Annotated in this window: 20 protein-coding genes and 1 tRNA gene; 11 read left to right on the top strand and 10 right to left on the bottom strand. The window is 41.0% G+C overall.

The genetic code is table 11. From position 1 onward, the window contains the following. Positions 1 to 74 precede the first annotated feature (74 nt). Together gdhA and G6W42_RS10625 are read left to right on the top strand one after the other, a co-directional pair. Positions 75 to 1433, top strand: coding sequence for an NADP-specific glutamate dehydrogenase (gene gdhA / locus G6W42_RS00525; protein ID WP_194172532.1), 1359 nt, complete (start codon positions 75 to 77; stop codon positions 1431 to 1433). Between the two features lie 951 nt (positions 1434 to 2384). Further along, positions 2385 to 2519 (top strand): hypothetical protein, encoded by a 135-nt coding sequence (locus G6W42_RS10625; protein ID WP_275944648.1) that lies wholly within the window; start codon positions 2385 to 2387, stop codon positions 2517 to 2519. A gap of 664 nt (positions 2520 to 3183) precedes the next feature. Here the strand turns inward: G6W42_RS10625 and infC are convergent. The 3 genes from infC to G6W42_RS00510 all read right to left on the bottom strand — a co-directional run bounded on the left by infC (position 3184) and on the right by G6W42_RS00510 (position 6435). Beyond that, entirely contained in the window at positions 3184 to 3702 is a 519-nt protein-coding gene (gene infC, locus G6W42_RS00520; protein WP_009295104.1) for a translation initiation factor IF-3, read from the bottom strand. Beyond that, positions 3699 to 5519 carry a threonine--tRNA ligase gene (gene thrS, locus G6W42_RS00515; protein ID WP_194172531.1) on the bottom strand — a complete coding sequence of 607 codons (1821 nt, stop codon included), beginning with the start codon at positions 5517 to 5519 and terminating at the stop codon, positions 3699 to 3701. Before thrS ends, infC begins: the two co-directional genes overlap by 4 nt. 340 nt (positions 5520 to 5859) lie before the next feature. Beyond that, positions 5860 to 6435 carry a YbaK/EbsC family protein gene (locus tag G6W42_RS00510; RefSeq protein WP_194172530.1) on the bottom strand — a complete coding sequence of 192 codons (576 nt, stop codon included), beginning with the start codon at positions 6433 to 6435 and terminating at the stop codon, positions 5860 to 5862. A gap of 62 nt (positions 6436 to 6497) precedes the next feature. Here G6W42_RS00510 and ung point away from each other — a divergent pair, with 62 nt between their 5' ends. Then, the gene (gene ung, locus G6W42_RS00505) at positions 6498 to 7184 is read left to right on the top strand and encodes a uracil-DNA glycosylase (RefSeq protein WP_194172529.1); all 687 of its coding nucleotides are present in this window, start codon (positions 6498 to 6500) and stop codon (positions 7182 to 7184) included. Between the two features lie 7 nt (positions 7185 to 7191). On the opposite strand, the gene G6W42_RS00500 is transcribed toward ung, so the two are convergent. After that, the gene (locus G6W42_RS00500; RefSeq protein WP_194172528.1) at positions 7192 to 7485 is read right to left on the bottom strand and encodes a hypothetical protein; all 294 of its coding nucleotides are present in this window, start codon (positions 7483 to 7485) and stop codon (positions 7192 to 7194) included. A 79-nt stretch (positions 7486 to 7564) separates the two neighbouring features. On the opposite strand from G6W42_RS00500, the gene G6W42_RS00495 reads away from it, so the two are divergent. The 4 genes from G6W42_RS00495 (at position 7565) to G6W42_RS00480 (ending at position 11334) form a co-directional block, all read left to right on the top strand. Beyond that, on the top strand, positions 7565 to 8095 hold the full coding sequence (locus G6W42_RS00495; protein ID WP_194172527.1) for a pyridoxamine 5'-phosphate oxidase family protein: 531 nt from the start codon (positions 7565 to 7567) through the stop codon (positions 8093 to 8095). Between the two features lie 20 nt (positions 8096 to 8115). After that, on the top strand, positions 8116 to 9282 hold the full coding sequence (locus tag G6W42_RS00490; protein WP_242042377.1) for a replication-associated recombination protein A: 1167 nt from the start codon (positions 8116 to 8118) through the stop codon (positions 9280 to 9282). 29 nt (positions 9283 to 9311) lie between these two features. Continuing rightward, complete coding sequence (locus G6W42_RS00485) at positions 9312 to 9827, top strand: hypothetical protein (RefSeq protein WP_194172525.1); 516 nt, start codon at positions 9312 to 9314, stop codon at positions 9825 to 9827. Positions 9828 to 9915: 88 nt separating this feature from the next. Next, positions 9916 to 11334: an alanine/glycine:cation symporter family protein gene (locus G6W42_RS00480; RefSeq protein WP_194172524.1), complete on the top strand. Its 1419-nt coding sequence runs from the start codon at positions 9916 to 9918 to the stop codon at positions 11332 to 11334. Positions 11335 to 11383: 49 nt separating this feature from the next. Here G6W42_RS00480 and G6W42_RS00475 read toward each other — a convergent pair whose 3' ends face one another. Then, a complete protein-coding gene (locus tag G6W42_RS00475) occupies positions 11384 to 11791 on the bottom strand; it encodes a hypothetical protein (protein ID WP_194172523.1) in 408 nt (135 codons plus the stop codon). Positions 11792 to 11903: 112 nt separating this feature from the next. Next, positions 11904 to 11979, bottom strand: a tRNA-Val gene (locus G6W42_RS00470). A gap of 133 nt (positions 11980 to 12112) precedes the next feature. Here G6W42_RS00470 and G6W42_RS00465 point away from each other — a divergent pair. The 4 genes from G6W42_RS00465 to G6W42_RS00450 are packed head-to-tail and all read left to right on the top strand — an operon-like array spanning position 12113 to position 13810. Then, positions 12113 to 12547: a cytochrome c3 family protein gene (locus tag G6W42_RS00465; protein ID WP_012000976.1), complete on the top strand. Its 435-nt coding sequence runs from the start codon at positions 12113 to 12115 to the stop codon at positions 12545 to 12547. Next, positions 12544 to 13248, top strand: coding sequence for a cytochrome c3 family protein (locus tag G6W42_RS00460; RefSeq protein WP_194172522.1), 705 nt, complete (start codon positions 12544 to 12546; stop codon positions 13246 to 13248). The genes G6W42_RS00465 and G6W42_RS00460 overlap by 4 nt, the downstream gene beginning before the upstream one ends. Next, on the top strand, positions 13248 to 13628 hold the full coding sequence (locus tag G6W42_RS00455; protein WP_194172521.1) for a response regulator transcription factor: 381 nt from the start codon (positions 13248 to 13250) through the stop codon (positions 13626 to 13628). Before G6W42_RS00460 ends, G6W42_RS00455 begins: the two co-directional genes overlap by 1 nt. Next, positions 13607 to 13810: a response regulator transcription factor gene (locus tag G6W42_RS00450; protein ID WP_194172520.1), complete on the top strand. Its 204-nt coding sequence runs from the start codon at positions 13607 to 13609 to the stop codon at positions 13808 to 13810. Before G6W42_RS00455 ends, G6W42_RS00450 begins: the two co-directional genes overlap by 22 nt. Positions 13811 to 14000: 190 nt before the next feature. Here G6W42_RS00450 and G6W42_RS00445 read toward each other — a convergent pair whose 3' ends face one another. From G6W42_RS00445 to metE, 4 genes are all read right to left on the bottom strand, one after another. Continuing rightward, a complete protein-coding gene (locus G6W42_RS00445) occupies positions 14001 to 14162 on the bottom strand; it encodes a hypothetical protein (RefSeq protein ID WP_194172519.1) in 162 nt (53 codons plus the stop codon). A gap of 116 nt (positions 14163 to 14278) precedes the next feature. Continuing rightward, positions 14279 to 15163, bottom strand: a complete 885-nt coding sequence (locus G6W42_RS00440; RefSeq protein WP_194172518.1) for a methylenetetrahydrofolate reductase — start codon at positions 15161 to 15163, stop codon at positions 14279 to 14281. 4 nt (positions 15164 to 15167) lie between these two features. Then, the gene (locus tag G6W42_RS00435) at positions 15168 to 15626 is read right to left on the bottom strand and encodes a hypothetical protein (protein WP_103615970.1); all 459 of its coding nucleotides are present in this window, start codon (positions 15624 to 15626) and stop codon (positions 15168 to 15170) included. A gap of 25 nt (positions 15627 to 15651) precedes the next feature. Next, positions 15652 to 17925 (bottom strand): 5-methyltetrahydropteroyltriglutamate--homocysteine S-methyltransferase, encoded by a 2274-nt coding sequence (metE, locus tag G6W42_RS00430; protein ID WP_194172517.1) that lies wholly within the window; start codon positions 17923 to 17925, stop codon positions 15652 to 15654. Positions 17926 to 18399 lie beyond the last annotated feature (474 nt).

Raw genomic sequence — 18399 nt, 5'->3', positions numbered from 1 at the left:
TAAAATATCTTTAAATAAAAATTTTTTCTAGCCGAGTTAATATTTGACTACAAAAAAAGGAAAAAGGAGCAAAAATGAGCGAGTACATCGAACAAACGATGGAGTGGATAAAGAAGACCAACCCAGGTCAAAGCGTCTTTGTCCAAGCTGCGACTGAGGTTTTAAACAGCCTAGAGCCGCTTATCAAAAGAGAGAGCAAGTACCAAAAACACGCGATCCTAGAGCGCATCGTCATCCCTGAGCGCACGGTGATCTTTCGCGTGACATACACAGGCGATGATGGCAGACCAAAGGTAAATAACGGCTACCGCGTGCAGTTTAACTCAGCTGTTGGCCCATACAAGGGCGGTCTAAGGCTCCACCCAAGCGTCGATCTTGGCGTGCTAAAATTTCTTGGATTTGAGCAAATTTTCAAAAACTCACTCACTGGCGTAAATATCGGCGGCGCAAAAGGCGGCAGCACCTTTGATCCAAAGGGCAAGAGTGAGGGCGAGATAATGCGATTTTGCCAAGCATTTATGAGCGAGCTTTACCGCCACATCGGCAACACCGTGGATGTGCCAGCAGGCGACATCGGCGTGGGCGCTAGAGAGATCGGCTATATGTTTGGTCAGTATAAAAAGCTAACTGGCAGGTTTGATGGCATCCTAACTGGCAAAGGGCTAAACTGGGGTGGCAGCCTAGCGCGCACAGAGGCTACTGGATATGGACTAGTATATTTCACTCAAAACATGCTAAAAAAAGCAGGTCTATCGCTTGAGGGCAAAAAATGCAGCATCAGCGGCAGCGGAAATGTCGCCATCTACACAGTCGAAAAGCTCTATCAAGCAGGCGCACTACCTATCACCGTCTCTGACTCAAACGGATATGTCTATGACACTGAGGGCATCGATCTAGCAGTGCTTAAAGAGCTAAAAGAGGTCAAGCGCACTCGCCTTAGCGAATACACTAAATTTAGACCAAATGCAAAATATGTAAGCGTGAGCGAATACAAAGAGGGCAGAAACGGCGTCTGGGACGTGCCATGCGACGGAGCCTTCCCGTGTGCTACACAAAACGAGCTTCACCTGGCTGATATAAAAGTGCTTTACGCAAACGGCTGCCGCTTCGTGGCTGAGGGCGCAAACATGCCAAGCACGCTTGATGCGATAAATTTTATGCTTGCACAAAAAGACTTTTACTTTGCTCCAGCAAAAGCAGCAAACGCTGGCGGCGTGGGAACAAGCGGTCTTGAGATGATGCAAAATGCTGGTATGACTTCGTGGAGCTTTGAGGAGGTTGATCGCAGACTTCATGGCATTATGAATCACATCTTTGAACTAAGCTATGAAACAAGTAAAGAGTTTGGCGATGAGGGCAACCTAGTGCTTGGCTCAAATATCGCTGGCTTTAGAAAAGTGGCTGATGCGATGATAGATCAAGGATACGTGTAGGCCAATTTCGCTTTGCAAATTTACGTCCAAGTTAAATTTGGGCGTAAATCAATACAATGTGACTTTGAATTTTTAGTTAGAAAATTTGCCTTTTGTATGACAAATTTTACTAGCAAACTATCAAATTTACGCTGCTTTGAAGTATTTTATGCGGCGTTCGTTTTAAAAAATTTTTGCTGACGTGGCAGATGCGAATTTGAAGTTTGACTAAATTTCATTAGGGTGGCTAGCAGATCACATTTTTTAGGGCTTTTTATAGAAATTTTGTCAAAAGAGCTAATATAGTGGCAAATGGTGGTGCAATCTATGCGTGACTACTTGGCGATGAAGAAATTTGCAGCAAATGCGTTGCGAGCGAAAAATTTCATGGCACTTGCAACTTCGACGTAGTAATGCTAAATAATGAAGTCCTACTACCAACCGAGCAAATCCTAAATTTTAACCAACCAGACGACAAAGAGTTTCATTTTTGGTAAGAGATAGTTAAATTTTATAAATTTAAGTCACATCTAAATTTCTCTTATCAAATTTTACTACCGCATAAAACAAAAGCAGTCAAATCCTTTGCAAAAAGCATTTTAAAGCGATAAAAACTACTCGCATTTTTATAAGAAAAACCAAATTTAACTTATAAATTTAGCCAGCTATTAAGCAAAAATTGACTCAAAACGCTCGCATAAACACTACAAATATCGAATTTACTCAAAAGAAGCTTTCATTTTTACTCTAGTATGCGGCTCTCACCCAGTCAAATTTCTGTAAAGCATCCGTGTGAACGATAAAAAATCGAACAAATTCCAGCAAGCAAAAATTAAAATTTTATAAATTTAAGCTATAAACAAAGAAATTTCTTGCCAAATTTAGCTGCAAATAAAATAAAAGCGGTCAAAAGATTTGCAAAGGGCACTTATTAAAGCTATATTTCTCTCGTCAAGCTTAGCAACCTATTAGATGAAATTTAGCTCACGGCACTCGCACACGCACCATAAATTTATAAACTCACAAGAAGTTCAAATTTGCTCTAATAGGCTGCGTTTGCTTGGTCAAATTTCAGTAAAACAACCCACGCTAGCGATGGTAAAATGATTAAATTTTGCTAAGCAAAAATTAAAATTTGCTAAATTTAAGCCACAAAGAAGTGAATTTCCTACCAAATTTGCTCATCAAATAAAAACCGAAGTAGTAAAAATGTTTGCGAAAAACATTTATCAAAGCGACACACCACCCCCCCCCCAGCCAAATTTAGCCAGATATTGAGCAAATTTAACCTAAATACTCGGGCAAGCATTTAAAAAAAAATTTAAAACTCACAAGAAGTTTTTAGCACAGCGCTTTTGTGAGTGACAGCAAGATAATCAAATTTGGACAAGAGAATTTAAAATTTGCTAAATTTAAGCTACAAATAATCAAGTTTCTTGCAAAATTTAGCTAGATATTAGGCAAAATTTAGTTTAAAACACTCGCACAAGCAATTTAAATTTACAAACTAACACGAAGTTTTAACGCAGCACGCATGCGAGTGATAACAAAGCGAATAAATCCCAGCAAGTAAAAATCAAAATTTACTAAATTTAAACATGTCTAAATTCATCCTGCAAAATTTAACCACAAACCACATCGTCCCTACAAGCGCTCTTGCGTAAATTTAATTGATATAAAAATGATAAGATTTTTGAAAATAGTTATTTGTGATTTTTGTATTAAAAATTTAATAAAAAAGAGCAAGCCCTAGCCTGCTCTTTGTGAGAATTTAACCCTTTTTTGGAGTTACAAGCATATTTACATAACGACCTTCTATTATAGGCTCTTTGTCGCGGTCAGCTTCATCTTTGATCATCTCCCAGACCTTCTCAAGCATAGCTACGCCAGCCTCTGGGGTACTCATCTCGCGACCCTTTAAAAATACACGAAATTTAACGTGTTTGCCATCTTGCAAAAACTCGCTTGCGTGTTTAACCTTGTAGTTTATATCGTTTTGGGCGATCTTGACAGAGAGTTTTATCTCTTTTATCTCGATGGTTTTTTGCTTTTTCTTGGCCTCTTTTTGCTTTTTCTCTTGCTGATAGCGGAATTTACCATAGTCCATTATCTTGCAAACTGGCGGCTTCGCATCTGGCGCTATAAGCACTAGATCAAGCCCAAGCTTATTTGATATCTCTAAAGCCTCATCTCTTGAGATGACACCGTATGCCGTGCCATCATCCCCTACACATCTTACCTCTCTCGCCCTTATGTCCTCATTGAGCAATACTTCATTTTCCTTACTCAAAAATGTACCTCACTAAGTTTCTCCTTCGTTAAATTTATAAATTCCGCCAAGCTCATATCGCTCTGCGTCCTAGCCTGTCTGTCGCGCAATGCAACGCTCTTGTTTGCTACTTCGTTGTCTCCTAGCACGACTATCATAGGCACCCTTTGTTTTTCTGCCGTTCTTATTCTCTTATTTAAACTCTCATTTTTACTTGCGATCTCGCTATCGACGTTGATCTTTCTTAGCTCGCGTGAAATTTCTTTTGCATAGTCTAAATGCGCGTCGCTAATAGGCACGATGACAACTTGCGTAGGAGCTATGAAAAATGGTAGCTCGCCAGCAGTATGCTCAAGTAAAATTCCTATAAATCTCTCAAAACTACCAAGCAAGGCTCTGTGAAGCATTACAGGGCGTTGGCGTTCGTTATTTGCGTCAATGTAGCCTAGATCAAAGCGCTCTGGTAAGTTAAAATCAACCTGGATCGTGCCACACTGCCACTTTCTCTTAAGCGCGTCAGTTATCTTGATGTCGATCTTTGGTCCATAAAATGCGCCGCCGCCCTCGTCGATGCCGTATTTAAAGCCGTTTTCATCAAGAGCTTCTTTTAACGCTTTTGTAGCTGTATCCCAAATTTCATCGCCACCGATCGCTTTGGCTGGCTTGGTTGAAATCTCCATCTCATAATGAAAGCCAAAATTTTCCATTATCGTGCCAGCAAATTTTAAAATTTCTAAAATATTTTCTTTGATCTGGCTTGGCATACAAAAGATATGTGAGTCATCTTGCGCAAATTCTCTAACTCTGAAAAGTCCGTGAAGCACGCCACTTTTCTCATGGCGATGCACGACGCCGTACTCAAAAAATTTAAGCGGCAAGTCGCGGTAAGAGCGGATGTCACTTTGATAGACTTTGATGTGACCAACGCAGTTCATCGGCTTGATACCATACTCTGTCTCATCGATCGTTGTAAAATACATATTTTCTTTATAGTTTGCGTAGTGACCGCTTCTTCTCCACACGTCAGCCTTTAAAAGCTCTGGCCCACGCACTGGCTCGTAGCCGCGATCTCTGTGAGCTTTGTATAGAAGTTGCTCTAGTTTTGATCTTAAGCGTCCGCCATTTGGTAACCAGATAGGCAGACCACCACCCACTTCTTCATCAAATGTAAATAGCTTCATCTCGACGCCAAGCTTTCTGTGATCGCGCTTTTTAGCCTCTTCGATGATACGGATGTGCTCTTTTAGGCTCTCTTTGTCTGCGTAAGCTGTGCCGTAAATTCTAGTTAGCATCTCACGGCTCTCATCGCCGCCAAGATATGCACCAGCCACGCGTGTAAGCTTGAAAAATTTTAAAAATTTAGTATTTGGCACATGTGGTCCGCGGCAAAGGTCCTCAAAATCGCCCTGCTGATAGCTACTCACTTCGCCATCTGGAATTCTTTTTAGGACCTCTTGTTTTAGATCGTCGTTTTTAAATTTCTCACTCATATTAGCTTTGGTTGAGCAAGTTTTAACTATGTCAAATTTCTTCTCAGCAAGCTCTTTCATCTTATCTTCGATCGCTGCTAGATCGCTCTCGCCTAGCTTCGTGCCCTCATCATCGACTCTAAAATCATAATAAAATCCATCTTCTACGTTTGGGCCGACAAAGAATTTTGTCTTTGGATAGAGTGATTTGATAGCTTGTGCCATGAGATGCGCACAGGAGTGTCTGATAACGTGTAGTGCCTCTTTTGAGTTGTCAAAATAGATAGGCTCAGCACTACTCTCACGCCCTGCGATACTTTGAGTATCGACTATTTCGCCATTTAGTTTGTATGCGATGATATCGCTCATTGTTTTTCCTTATATCAAATTGTCTTTTTTACGATAAAAGAACGATTAAGGATTTTATCGAAATGGGCTTTAAGCTAAACTTAATAATTGCTAAGCAAATTTTTATAAATTCTTTTTAAATTTAATGAAATTTGAGCCAAAATTTTTTGATTTTAAAATATATTTTTTTATATATAAAGACAAAATTCCTAAAATATGCATATTTTATCAATATACTTTATTATATTTTAAGATTACCACTGATAATATTTGCTCCTGAAATGAATTTAGCAATTTCTCGTCTTTGCATTACTTAAATTCATTTTTCTCCCGACAAATTTAGTGCTAGGAAGTGGTTAGCCTAGCACTTTTCTTTTGCGAATTTAACAAACACCGGCTTTACTATCCTGGCGTAGTCTTTTGCGTTTAAAACGATAGATCTATCAAGAAGCCCCGCATTAAAAGCGATCTCATCGTTTCGCTCTAGCAAACTCTCATCCACGACAAGGTGCAAATTTTTATGAAAGCTAAATGGCGGAACCGAGCCAAATACGCAATCAGCCAAGGCCGTAACCTCCTCTGGACTAGCAAGGCTTGCTTTTTTGCCGTCAAATTTTTGCGCAAGCGCGTCAAGATCAGCTTGCTCGTCCGCTGGCAAAACCGCAAGCAAGTAAATTTTACCAGCCTTCATCGCTGGCTTTTTATCATCTAGCAAGTAGCCATCTAGCACATTTTCATCTTTAAAAATTTGCCTAAATTTCTCCTCATCTACGCCCTTTATAGAGCAGACCAGCGCCTTTGCACCCTGACTCATCTTCGTGCCCCTTATCTTAGCGACCTCCTCTGAAGTCCTAGCACTCTCATGCTCTATCACTCTAAATTTAGCCCCGTTTTTGCTAAGAAGATCGTGGATTTTATTAAAAATTTGCTCAGACACCGCTCTTTCCTTTGGATAAATTTAGTTAAAATTATACCGCTAAAACAAAAAAGGGCAGGAAAATGCAGATAAATTTAGATGACATTAAGATCGAACCAAGCTGGAAAGAGGTGCTAAAAGATGAGTTTTTGAGCGAAAATTTCACACGCATCAAAGAGAATTTTTTAAAAGCAAAGAGCGCTGGCGTCGTCTATCCACCAAGTGGGCTTATATTTAACGCATTTAATCTAACGCCGTTTCACGCCGTAAAGGTCGTCATCCTAGGCCAAGACCCATATCACGGCGCAAATCAAGCCATGGGACTAAGCTTTTCAGTGCCAAGTGGTGTGCGAGTGCCGCCAAGCCTTGTGAATATCTATAAAGAAATTTACGCCGATCTTGGCATAAAAGAGCCAAATAGCGGCGATCTTACAAAGTGGGCAAGGCAAGGCGTGCTGCTACTAAACTCGACTTTAAGCGTAAGTGCAGGAGCTGCAAATTCTCACGCTAGCTTTGGCTGGCAGGGCTTTACAGACGCCGCAATAAGAAAGATTAGCCAAAATTTACAAAACGTAGTTTTTATGCTCTGGGGCAACCCAGCCAAGGCAAAAGCACCGCTTATAGACGCCAGCAAGCACCTCATCTTAGAAGCAGCCCACCCAAGTCCGCTAGCTCGTGGGGCGTTTTTTGGCTGCAGACACTTTTCAAAGGCAAATATCTACCTAGCAAACCACGGCAAAACGCCCATCGAGTGGGACTTAAACGCTTAAATTTGAGCTATTTTTTAAGCTCACTAAGAAGTTTATTTACCTTTTCTAGCTCGCTTTTGCAAAATTTCTCATCGTTATTTTGCATTATCATCGCCTCTTGGCCGCTTTGTCTTTGCTTAAACTCATCAAATTTAAGCTCAAAAAGCCTTAGCGCTTTCTCATCACCCGCAAGCTTCTTGCTCTCTTTGGCGTAAAGCTCGTCAAGATAGAGCCTACTTTGCTTGACATACTCCTTGCAAACATCGCTTGCACCAAATAAATTTACGCCCAGCAAAAGGGCAAAAATTAGAGATTTTTTCATATTTTTCCTTGAAATTTTTGCGTTATACTAGCCTTTAAGCACTTAAATTTTAAAATATTTTGCAAAAAAAGGATGAAAAATGAGGCGAAAAGATAGAGAGCTTAGTCGCGACGAGGCGCTTGAGATCATCGATAACTGCGAATACGGCGTGATCTCATGCGTGGATGATGAGGGAGAAATTTTTAGTGTGCCTATCTCGCCTGTTAGGGTTAATGAGAGCATTTTTGTGCATGGAGCGACCGCTGGTAGCAAGGCAAAACTGCTTCAAAATGGGCGAAAAGTGGAGTTTGTCTGCGTGAGCTTTAACAAAGTCCCACACCTAAATGATAGCGAGCTAGAAATGATAAAAGACGACGGCAAGGCGCTTGGCGGCAAGGTCTTTACGACTGAATACAAAAGCGCCATCGCAAAAACAATAGCCTACGAAGTGAAAGATGAAGCCACAAGATATGAAATTTTAAAAATTCTTAGCCAAAAATACACAGCCTACGCGATGAGCACATTTGACGTGGCGGCCGAGTATGGGCTAAAAAATATGAAAATTTACGAGCTAAAGATAGAGAGCCTTAGTGCAAAGGCTAAAATTTTGCCAAAAGCGGTAAAGGGGTAAATTTGAGCTCACTTGCACTGATGTTTAGACCAAAAAACTTGGATGAAATTTGCGGTCAAAAGGCAGTTAAAGCGGCCTTTTTAAAATTTATAGCCACCGGCAAGATACCGCACTCTATATTTTATGGTCCAGCAGGCTGTGGCAAGACGAGCTTTGCAAGAGCTGTGGCAAGTGGGGCAAACTACGACTTTTACGAGTTTGACGGCGGAAATTTAAAGATAGATGACTTTCGCAAAATTTTAAAAAACTACGAAAACGCCCTAAACAAGCCGCTCTTTTTCATAGATGAGATCCACAGACTAAGCAAAACCCAGCAAGAAGCACTACTCATCCCCATGGAAAACTACAAAGCCCTAGTCATCGGTGCTAGCACGGAAAATCCCTTTTTCACGCTAAGCTCAGGCATCAGGAGCCGCTCGATGCTCTTTGAGTTTAGACCGCTTAGCAGTGGCGATTTTGAGGAGCTGCTTAGCAAGATAAGAGAGCAAATTTCATTTAGCATAGATGAAGATGCCAAAGAGTATCTCTTTAAAAGTAGCGGTGGCGACGCAAGAGCTATGCTAAATTTACTAGAATTTGCCGTCACACTTGATGAAAATGTGAGCCTAGAAAATTTAAAAACACTTCGTCAAAACGCCCTAAAAGAGGGGGCAAAAGAGGATGACACGCACTACGAGCTAGCAAGCGCTTTTATAAAAAGCCTGCGTGGAAGCGACGAAAACGCCGTCATCTACTACCTAGCAAGGCTCATAGACTCTGGCGAGAGCGCTGACTTCATCGCAAGACGCATGGCGATATTTGCCAGCGAAGACATCGGCAACGCAAACCCAAATGCGCTAAATTTAGCCGCAAGCACGCTAAGTGCGGTAAAAGAGATAGGCTTTCCAGAGGCTAGGATCATACTAGCTCAGTGCGCCGTCTATCTAGCTAGCTCGCCAAAGTCAAACTCCAGCTACAATGCGATAAATGCCGCTCTAAGATACGTGCAAAGCGAAGAAATTTTAAAGATCCCGCCATATCTAAAAAATCACACAAAAGAGAGCAAGGGCTACCTTTATCCGCATGATTTTGGCGGCTGGGTCGAACAAAAATATCTAGAAAAACCGCTCGTTTTTTACAAAAGCAAGGGCATAGGCTTTGAAAAGACGCTAAACGAGTGGCTAGAGAAGATAAGGTCAAAGGACTAAATTTAGGATAAATTTTAAAAGGGACGCAGATGAACGAGCAAAATTTAGAATATATCTCAAATTTAAAAATAGATGATGTGCCGTGGGATAGACTAAGCTGTAGCTACGGCGCGGCGGAGCTTTTTGCACAAATTTTAAACTCCCTTGCAAAGGCTGTGAAAAAGTCCAAATTTGATGAAAATGAGCTTGGTGAGCTACTTGATGAGATAGTGGCTCAGTGTGAGTATCAAGAGACATTTTGGCACGCAACGCCCTTTGCGCTCGTTTTTTTAGTGCGAGTTTATAAAAGTGCACTAGGCGAAAAAGGCGAAGCGGCTAAATTTATCTCACGTAAGCTTGAAAAGTTTTTTAAGCTTATGCTTGAAATTTGCAAAAAAGTAGAGCAGATGGAGCATGCAAAACCGCTTGCAAAGATGGAGCAGATGCTAGAGCCAAAGTATCTTGAGATCATCGAGCAAGACGAGCTAAACTGTGACAATAGGCTATTTTACAGCTTTTACTACTACTCAAGCGTGGTTTTGCAGGGCTCTCTTGTAAAAATTTAGCTCAGCCATAATTTTTTAGCTATTAATTTAAATTTTATATTTTTTCAAATATACTTCTCAAATCCAAATCAATCACGAAAGTTAAAAAATGCCTACAAATTTTGCTGAAATTTTGAATAACTGCGTTGAAAGTATAAATTCATTTCTTTGGGGTCCATACTTCCTCATTGCCCTACTTTGCGGCACTGGACTATTTTTCACCATTAGACTTGGCTTTGTTCAAATTTTTAAATTTAAAATGGGTTTAGGCAAGCTTTTTGGAAATTTCTCACTTCACGGCGAGGCTGCTGGCAAGGCTGGCATGAGCTCGTTTCAAGCAGTCGCAACCGCTATCGCAGCGCAAGTTGGCACTGGCAACCTCGTGGGTGCTACGACAGCTCTTATCATGGGCGGTCCTGGAGCCATATTTTGGATGTGGTGCGCAGCATTTTTAGGCATGGCTACAAATTTTGCTGAAATTTGCCTCGCTCAAATTTACCGCACCAAAGATGACAGCGGCCACACGATAGGCGGTCCAGCGTTTTATATAAGCCGCGGTTTAAAGGGCGGCTGGGCGAAATTTTTAGCTGGATTTTTTGCTATCGCTATCATCATCGCACTTGGCTTTATCGGCAACATGGTTCAAGCAAACTCCATATCAGACGGCTTTAGTGGCGCTTTTGGCATACCGCAGTGGCTAACAGGGGCGTTTTTGGCTCTCATTTGCGCGCTAATTTTCATAGGTGGCGTAAAAGCGATCGCCAGAGTGGCTGAAAAGATCGTGCCTATCATGGCTTTGCTCTACGTTGGTGTGGGTCTTACTATCATATTTTTAAATTTCGAGCATATCCCAGAGGCGATCTCGCTAATATTTAGAGCTGCATTTGATCCTTCTGCTGCTTGGGGCGGCGCAACTGGCGCTAGCATCGCAGCTGCTATGAGATACGGCATCGCAAGGGGACTTTTTAGCAACGAAGCTGGCATGGGCTCGACTCCGCACGCACACGCTGCTGCAAACGTCAAACACCCAGTCGATCAAGCCGTACTTGGCATAATGAGCGTCTTTGTAGATACATTTATCGTGCTAAACATCACCGTTTTTGTGGTGCTAACCGCAAATGTCATCAGCTTTGAAAACGGCAAGGCAGTCTTTACAGGCATCACCTTGGTGCAAGAGGCCTTCTCATCGCATATCTTTGGCAAAACTGGCGGTTATAGCTTTGTGGCGATCTGCCTATTTTTCTTTGCATTTACGACCATACTTGGCTGGTACTACTTTGCTGAGATCAACGTGCGCTACCTTTTTGGCGCAAAAGCGGTCAGGGCGTTTCAAATTTTGGTAGTCGTTTTTGTCTTTTTAGGAAGCTTGCAAAAGGTAAATTTCGTCTGGAGCCTGGCTGATATGTTTAACGGCCTTATGGTTGTGCCAAATTTGATCGCCATTATCCTTCTAAGCCCCGTCGTAGCAAGGCTTTTAAAAGATCACGATGCGGGCAAAGAGTACGACGTAAAAGAGTATTTGAAGTAGATTTATCTCACTAGAAGAGCTATCTTTAGTTTTATGCTAGTAAGAAATTTCAATAATACTTTGTCTTTTTTAGTTTAAACACAAGATAGAAAAAAAGAATCAAAGTTAAATTTACACAAATTCCAAAAGCACTTTGAGTAATTAGCACTAAACCTATCATTTCAGGAAAAAAGCTCATTACAGCCATAGCCACTACAAATAATAAATTTACATCCAGTGATTGATTTATAGAGATTTTTAGGCTATCTATTATTTTTTTATTTACGCAAGTAATAAACTCATACATTCTTAACATTTTTATCCCAAAATGAAGACCCAGACGATATGAAAACAACATTATTAAGAGAAATATAAAAACGTTTGGTATGTTTAATACCAATGGCAAAAACGCTAATGTCAAATAGGTGTAATATGTTTTTAGTGAGTATTTTGGCTCAAAGTGGATTAAATACTGCAAATTTAGCTCCTTGCTAAAACTAATAATACATCTTGTATCGTTGTTTTGCTGCAAAATTATTATATGAATTGTTTTTAAATGCTTACATAAACTGAAAATGATTGAAAATAAATGGTGGCCCCGAATGGACTCGAACCATCGACCACTACCATGTCAAGGTAGTGCTCTACCAACTGAGCTACGGGACCAAAGATTTGGGATTATATTTTATTTTCCATTTTATTTAGCTTAATTGCCATTTTCTTTAAAATTTAAATGATTTATAATAATTTAATCAAATTTTAGCCTCTTGCTAAAAATTTTAATACAAAGGAAAATGGTATGAATAAGCTTAAATTCATTGCTATTTTTGCCTGTTTATTTTCGCTTCATCTCTTTGGTGCTGATATGCCAAAGGGCGATCTAAACGTTACAAAAATAGTAGTCTCTGACGAGCTACGAGCCAAACACAAGCTCAAACCTCACCACGAGCATCTAAGCTTTGACTGCGTTGATTGTCACCAAAATCAGGGCGATGATCCTAGCAAATTTAAAGCGATCGGTGACGCTGGCTGTCTATCTTGCCACAAGAGTAAAAAACTCCTAGCTGATAGACTAAAATTCATGGATACTCTAAAAGCAAATCCTCATAACTCAGTTCACGACGGTCCAAATTTGTACTGCGACGAGTGCCACAACGAGCATAAGGAGTCTACAAATATGTGTTCTGAGTGCCACGCGCATGAAGTTCCGCAATGGATGGGGGTAACACCATGAAAATTTCAAAAAAATTACTAGCGCTTATAATCTTCATAAGCGGAATTGTTGGATTTTTAGTCGTTTTACCAGTTCATTATGCGCTTGATGAGACGAGTGGGGATAAATTCTGCGTAGTTTGTCACGAGATGGATCCTATGGTCATCGCCTACAATGACGACATCCACAGCGGCAATGGCAAAACAGGCATCAAAGCAAGATGCGTGGATTGTCACATACCACATGACAACATCGCAAAATACGCCCTAATTAAGGCGAAAAATGGCATTTTAGAGGGCTGGGTGCACTTCTTTGGCGATCCTAACGCGATTGATTGGCACAAAAACCTCAAAAACCGCGAGCATTTCGTCTTTGACAACGGCTGCACAAGCTGCCATACAAATGTAATAGATAGCAACAAAACCTCAGCGCAAGCTCAAAAGATGCACGCTCACTACAAAAAGCTCCTTGACACTCCTAAAGAGCTAAAATGCGTAAGCTGCCACTACGACGCAGGTCACAGCGCTGGCTTTAGAAACTATCTTGAGTATTGGAAGCCGTCATATAAAATTTACGACAAGAAGATGCTTGAAAAGAGGATCGAAACTAAGCAAAAATTCTTCAAGGATGAGTATAAACCTACAAAAGACGAAGAAGAATTTTTAAAACAAAAGGCTGAAAAAGACGCCAAAAAACCAGCTGGCGGTGGCATGGCTGGCTAATGAAGAAGATCTTGTTGCTCTCAAGCGACTTTGAGCAAAATGTCATCCTAAATGCATCGCTTTACCGCTTTGGGTTTAGGATGATCCAGCTCAAAAGCGCCAGCGAAGTCATCAAAGACTTTGAGTGCGGCAACAGATATGATCTATACGTTTTTGACGTAAAGGCTAGAAATTTAAACCTTGATCTGGTTAAATTTATAAGAGATAGCCAAAATATCACTCCCATTATGCTTTTGCTAGACGTTAGCGTCCCTAGCGTTTTTAAGAGGATTTACTACGCTAGGGTTAATGACTTTATCATCAAGCCATTTTGCCCTGAAGAGTTTTTATTTCACGCCTTTAGCTTTGCAAGGTGCTTTTGGGCTCTAAATTTGAGCTAAAAAATGGCCTAGTCTTTGACAAAGACTCCCTTTGCATAAGAAAAGAGGGCAAGGTCATCTACCTTGGCAAAAAAGAGAGCCAGCTACTTGAAATTTTATGCAAAAACTCGCCCCACGTCGTCACCTACGACGAGATAGATCATCACCTATATAAAACGAGACATTATCTCAAGACCGCATAAGATCGCTCGTACGGGAGATAAGAGCTAAGATCCCAGCCATTTGCCTAAAAACCGTGCGAGGCACTGGATATAAGGCAGAGTGAGGGGATTTAGTCAAATTTAAATCTTATTTGAGGGGCAAATTTCTATACTTTTGGATCAAATTTGCTTAAATTTGCAAAAACTCTTGCCTTGTTTGGCTATTTTGACTTCAACGATTTTTCGGGGCAGCTTTGATATAAATTTGCCTTGCCAAAGCACCGCCTTTTTCTCTTAGCAGTTTGCCGTATTCGTATATCTCGCCAAATTTCTTACACAAAGCCATATCATTTTTGCTATAGCAGTTTTTTAAAAATTTGCAAAGTACCAGCAAACCGACCTTTAAAACAGCTTGTGATCTCTAATGATAACGGCTTTTCTTTGTGGATTTGTGGTGCCACTAGATCATCAAGAAAGAATTTGTATAAATTTATAGCAAGAGCTGGTGCGTTACACCAACTCTCTTATGCTTTTTGTAAGCTCCAGGCTTGCTTCGATCTCGGCGCGTTTTGCCATGACACTTTCTATATTTATGCTTAAATTTAGTCCGTTTTCATCACCAAATTTCTTTAGCTCGCACCAAATTTCTTTAATGATATTGCAACTTTCAAGTAAGTAGTCTGAGCTTAAGCTTAGCCTCTCTTCAACCAAATTTGGCACGCTCACTCCGAGCCATTTGATAAATTCAAGCGTTTTTGCATTGCCCGCTGTGCTAAATGTAAGAAATATCGGCTCGCTTATCTTTGCAGCCGCGCAATCCTCTAAAAATTTACGCGCTAGCTGTACGTCAAAGATCGCTTGCGATATGAAAAATTTAGCCCCAGCTGCGATCTTTTCACGCATCCTTTGTGGCTCATCGCCCTTTTTACCGTGGCGCTCTGCGATACAGACACCACCCACTGCCAACTCTTTAAATTCGCTAGCGATCTCGTAGGCGCGAGCTAAATTTAGCCTAACTTTTTGCGTGCTTGAAGTTGCCCCCACAAGTACGTTTAAATTTGAGCTTTGAGCCTTAAGTGCTGCGCGAAATTCATCCTCGCCGTATCCGCTAGCCACGCGGTAAAATATACTAGGTGTTGCGACGTTTAGGTACTTTTTGTAGTAAATTTCTGGGCTTAGCGTCCCACTAAACTCAAATGTCCTCTCGCTATCATTTCGATCGCTCTCATCTTGCACCTCGTAAAGCACGAGCCCATCGGCCTTGATATCATTTATCCGCCCGCTCCAGCGCTCTGAGATCTCACGCAGCTTTGCCTCTTCAAATTCAGCCTTTGGTGGCGTGAGACCATAGAGCACGAGCCCTTTTTCTTTATTTAAAATTTTTTCTTTTAGCATTTTCTCACTTTTGAACTAGATCAGCCCTCATCACCACGCCAACAGAACTTTTTGACGACATGCAGACAAACTCGTCTTTTAGGTATTTTGCGTCGGCTCGCCAAAAACTTACAATATTTGCCACGTCGGCATTTTGCTTTTTAGCAGCTATCATATATCTTTTTATAACAGCGACAAAAGCCTCTTGGCAATAGCCCTTTATATCTCCGCTATCAGTGATAAATCTTTGAACCTTTACATTTGCCTTGATGACGCTTTTATTTTGGTCGTTTGAGCCAAATTCAAGCCTCACATTTTCAAATCCTGCTAGCTCTTTTTTGGCAGCTTCTAAATTTAAAGTCTCGCTGATGCTATAGATATTTGTTTGCTTGTACGCACCTTTGTTGAGTGGTATAGAGTGGCGTCCAGAACTACATCCGGACGCAAATATAACTAATATTACAAATAGAAAAATCCTTTTCATTTTTCAAATCCTTTTTAATTAAAATTTATAGACCTCTTACGATCTTGACGGCCTCTACCATGTTTTTAAGGCTCGGCTCGACCTCTTCCCATTTTCTGGTTTTTAGGCCGCAGTCTGGGTTGATCCAGAGTTGCTCTTTTGGCAAGACTTCAAGCAGAGCTTTGATCTGAGCGACGATCTCCTCGACACTTGGCACACGTGGGCTGTGGATGTCGTAAACGCCAGGTCCGACCTCTTGTTTGTAGCCAACGGCTTTGAAAATTTTAAGTAGCTCGTTGCCACTTCTTGCAGTCTCGATACTGATAACATCGGCGTCCATAGCCTCAATGGTCTTAATAATGTCGTTAAATTCAGAGTAGCACATATGTGTGTGGATCTGAGTTTTCGCCTCAGCTGAGCTTACTGAAAGCTTGAAGCAATCAACCGCAAATTTCTCATAAGCTGGGATATTTTCAGCCCTTAGCGGATAGCCCTCTTTAAACGCTGCCTCATCGACTTGGATCACTCTGATGCCCGCATTTTGAAGGTCTGCGATCTCGTCATAGATACAAAGTGCAAGCTGTTTTGCTACCTCACTTCTTGGCAAGTCATCACGCACAAAGCTCCAGTTTAGCATCGTTACAGGACCTGTTAGCATGCCCTTCATTACGTGTTTTGTGATGCTTTGAGCGTATTTCATCCACTTAACAGTCATCGGCTCTGGGCGGCTCACGTCACCAAATAAGAGTGGTGGCTTGACGCAGCGGCTGCCGTAGCTTTGTACCCAGCCATTTTGGCTAAATGCATATCCGCTGATCTGCTCGCCAAAGTACTCGACCATGTCGTTTCTCTCTGGCTCGCCATGTACTAGCACGTCTAGGCCGATATCTTCTTGAAATTTCACGCAGTGATCGATATATTTTTTGATACCAGCTTCATAAGCAGCCGCGTCGATCTCGCCTTTTTTGAAATTTTGGCGAAGTACGCGAAGATCAACCGTTTGAGGGAAGCTGCCTATCGTTGTTGTTGGCAATATGCCGTATTTTAGCGTTTCGCGTTGAATTTTGATGCGATCTTCAAATTTCTCGTCACGCTCAAATTTGCTTAAATTTTTAACGCGATTTTGAACGCTTTCAGAGTGGATGAGCTTTGAAGTGGCGCGAGTTTTAACAGCATTTTTGTTCTCTTCATAAATTTTAGCCTCAGCTTCATTTAGTTTCTCGCCGTTTGCTAGTTTTGTGATGATCTTGATCTCATCAAGCTTCTCAACCGCAAAGCTTAGCCAGCTTTTGATCTCTGGGTTTAAATTCTCTTCATATTTTAGAGTGTATGGCACATGTAGAAGCGAGCATGAAGTGCCGATGTAAAAGTCTTTGCCACCTATTTTTTCTGAAATTTCACATACAAGTTTTACTTTTTCATCGATGTTACTTTTCCAGATATTTCTGCCGTCTATTACACCTGCAAATAGCGTCAAATGGCTATTTTTGATAGTCTCAAGGGCTTCGAAATTTCTCTTGCCGTGGATGAAGTCAAGTGCGATGCCGTAAATTTTAGTTTTAGCCACTTCGCTAACTGCCTTGATCGCATGCTCAAAATATGTCGCAAATACGATTTTAACGTTGCTAGCTACGCTTGTTAGCTCGTTATAAACCTTTGTGATAAGTGGCAAAAGTAGCTCTTCATTTTTATCAGTTACAAAGATCGGCTCGTCAAACTGCACTAAAATTTCATCATCAAGCTTAGAAATTTGCTCAAGCAGCTTTTTGTACTCGCCTACAAGCGCGTCAAGGTGCTTAAATGGGCAACTGCCGTCAGTCGTCTTTGAAAGAGCCAAGAACGTGATAGGACCGATCAAATTTACCTTACCTTTTACGCCATTAGCCTTCGCCTCTTTGTACTCATTTAAAATTTTGTCCGCTTTTAGGCTAAATTTACTCTCACTGCTAAGCTCTGGCACGATGTAGTGGTAGTTTGTGTTAAACCACTTTGTCATCTCCATCGCAACGCCACTTTTGTTGCCTCTTGAGCAAGCAAAATATTGCTCCGAGCCGCTTAAATTTGCAAATCTTGGAGGTGTAGCGCCAAAAGCGATGATGTTATCAAGCATTAGGTCGTAAAATGAAAAATCATTAACGCTAATAGCCCAAATGCCAGCGTCTTGTTGATATTTCCAGTGTCTTTGGCGAAGCGTCTTTGCTGTCTCTTGCAAATTCTCTTCGCTAAAGCCCTCTTTACCAGCCCAAAAGCCCTCTAATGCGCGCTTTAACTCTCTTTTTTCTCCGATTCTTGGAAATCCTAAAACATAACTTTTTATCATTTTTATCCTTTTTAAATTTAACTTTGCAGACGAAAATTCACTCTGCGGACTACTATAAAACTGTGCAAAGCACAGCAACCTTGAATATTTTTATGCAGGTACAAGGGGGCTAGAATTACGAAACCGCCCCCTTATCCCTACGACCCAAACCCCAGCACGTTCAATGTTGTTGCGCTGCGCACAAGTTTAGGTCACATCGCCTGCGGTGGATGACACCCACTTCTTCTTAAGCTAAAGTAAAATTTATAAAAAATCCTACTAAAAAGATCCTTGCCAAATTTCAAACACTGCTTCGTTTTATTTTTAAAAATGCAGTTACAATGCAGCGGACCTGCTAGCAAAAATGGATTAATATCAATATGAAAAAATGTAAAATTATTTAAAAATTTGCGTGTTTTTTGAAAATCGCTGATATGTTTTTTGCCGAGATTAACGAGCTTTACACATGGGACAAGGCATCAGCGTTTTTCCTTT

It is taken from the genome of Campylobacter concisus (assembly GCF_015230015.1).
GTDB classification, from domain to species: Bacteria; Campylobacterota; Campylobacteria; order Campylobacterales; family Campylobacteraceae; genus Campylobacter_A; species Campylobacter_A concisus_AF.
Note: the sequence above shows the minus strand (reverse complement) of the source record. Positions and strands in the feature narration are given on the sequence as shown.

Excerpts from the sequence above, each read along its gene's own strand:
- G6W42_RS00485 (WP_194172525.1), top strand. The coding sequence starts at position 9,312 with ATGAACGAGCAAAATTTAGAATATATCTCAAATTTAAAAATAGATGAT.
- G6W42_RS00490 (WP_242042377.1), top strand. The coding sequence starts at position 8,116 with ATGTTTAGACCAAAAAACTTGGATGAAATTTGCGGTCAAAAGGCAGTT.
- G6W42_RS00480 (WP_194172524.1), top strand. The coding sequence starts at position 9,916 with ATGCCTACAAATTTTGCTGAAATTTTGAATAACTGCGTTGAAAGTATA.
- G6W42_RS00460 (WP_194172522.1), top strand. The coding sequence starts at position 12,544 with ATGAAAATTTCAAAAAAATTACTAGCGCTTATAATCTTCATAAGCGGA.
- thrS (WP_194172531.1), bottom strand. The coding sequence starts at position 5,519 with ATGAGCGATATCATCGCATACAAACTAAATGGCGAAATAGTCGATACT.
- gdhA (WP_194172532.1), top strand. The coding sequence starts at position 75 with ATGAGCGAGTACATCGAACAAACGATGGAGTGGATAAAGAAGACCAAC.
- ung (WP_194172529.1), top strand. The coding sequence starts at position 6,498 with ATGCAGATAAATTTAGATGACATTAAGATCGAACCAAGCTGGAAAGAG.
- G6W42_RS00435 (WP_103615970.1), bottom strand. The coding sequence starts at position 15,626 with ATGAAAAGGATTTTTCTATTTGTAATATTAGTTATATTTGCGTCCGGA.
- G6W42_RS10625 (WP_275944648.1), top strand. The coding sequence starts at position 2,385 with ATGAAATTTAGCTCACGGCACTCGCACACGCACCATAAATTTATAAAC.
- G6W42_RS00465 (WP_012000976.1), top strand. The coding sequence starts at position 12,113 with ATGAATAAGCTTAAATTCATTGCTATTTTTGCCTGTTTATTTTCGCTT.
- G6W42_RS00455 (WP_194172521.1), top strand. The coding sequence starts at position 13,248 with ATGAAGAAGATCTTGTTGCTCTCAAGCGACTTTGAGCAAAATGTCATC.
- metE (WP_194172517.1), bottom strand. The coding sequence starts at position 17,925 with ATGATAAAAAGTTATGTTTTAGGATTTCCAAGAATCGGAGAAAAAAGA.
- G6W42_RS00495 (WP_194172527.1), top strand. The coding sequence starts at position 7,565 with ATGAGGCGAAAAGATAGAGAGCTTAGTCGCGACGAGGCGCTTGAGATC.
- G6W42_RS00440 (WP_194172518.1), bottom strand. The coding sequence starts at position 15,163 with ATGCTAAAAGAAAAAATTTTAAATAAAGAAAAAGGGCTCGTGCTCTAT.
- G6W42_RS00500 (WP_194172528.1), bottom strand. The coding sequence starts at position 7,485 with ATGAAAAAATCTCTAATTTTTGCCCTTTTGCTGGGCGTAAATTTATTT.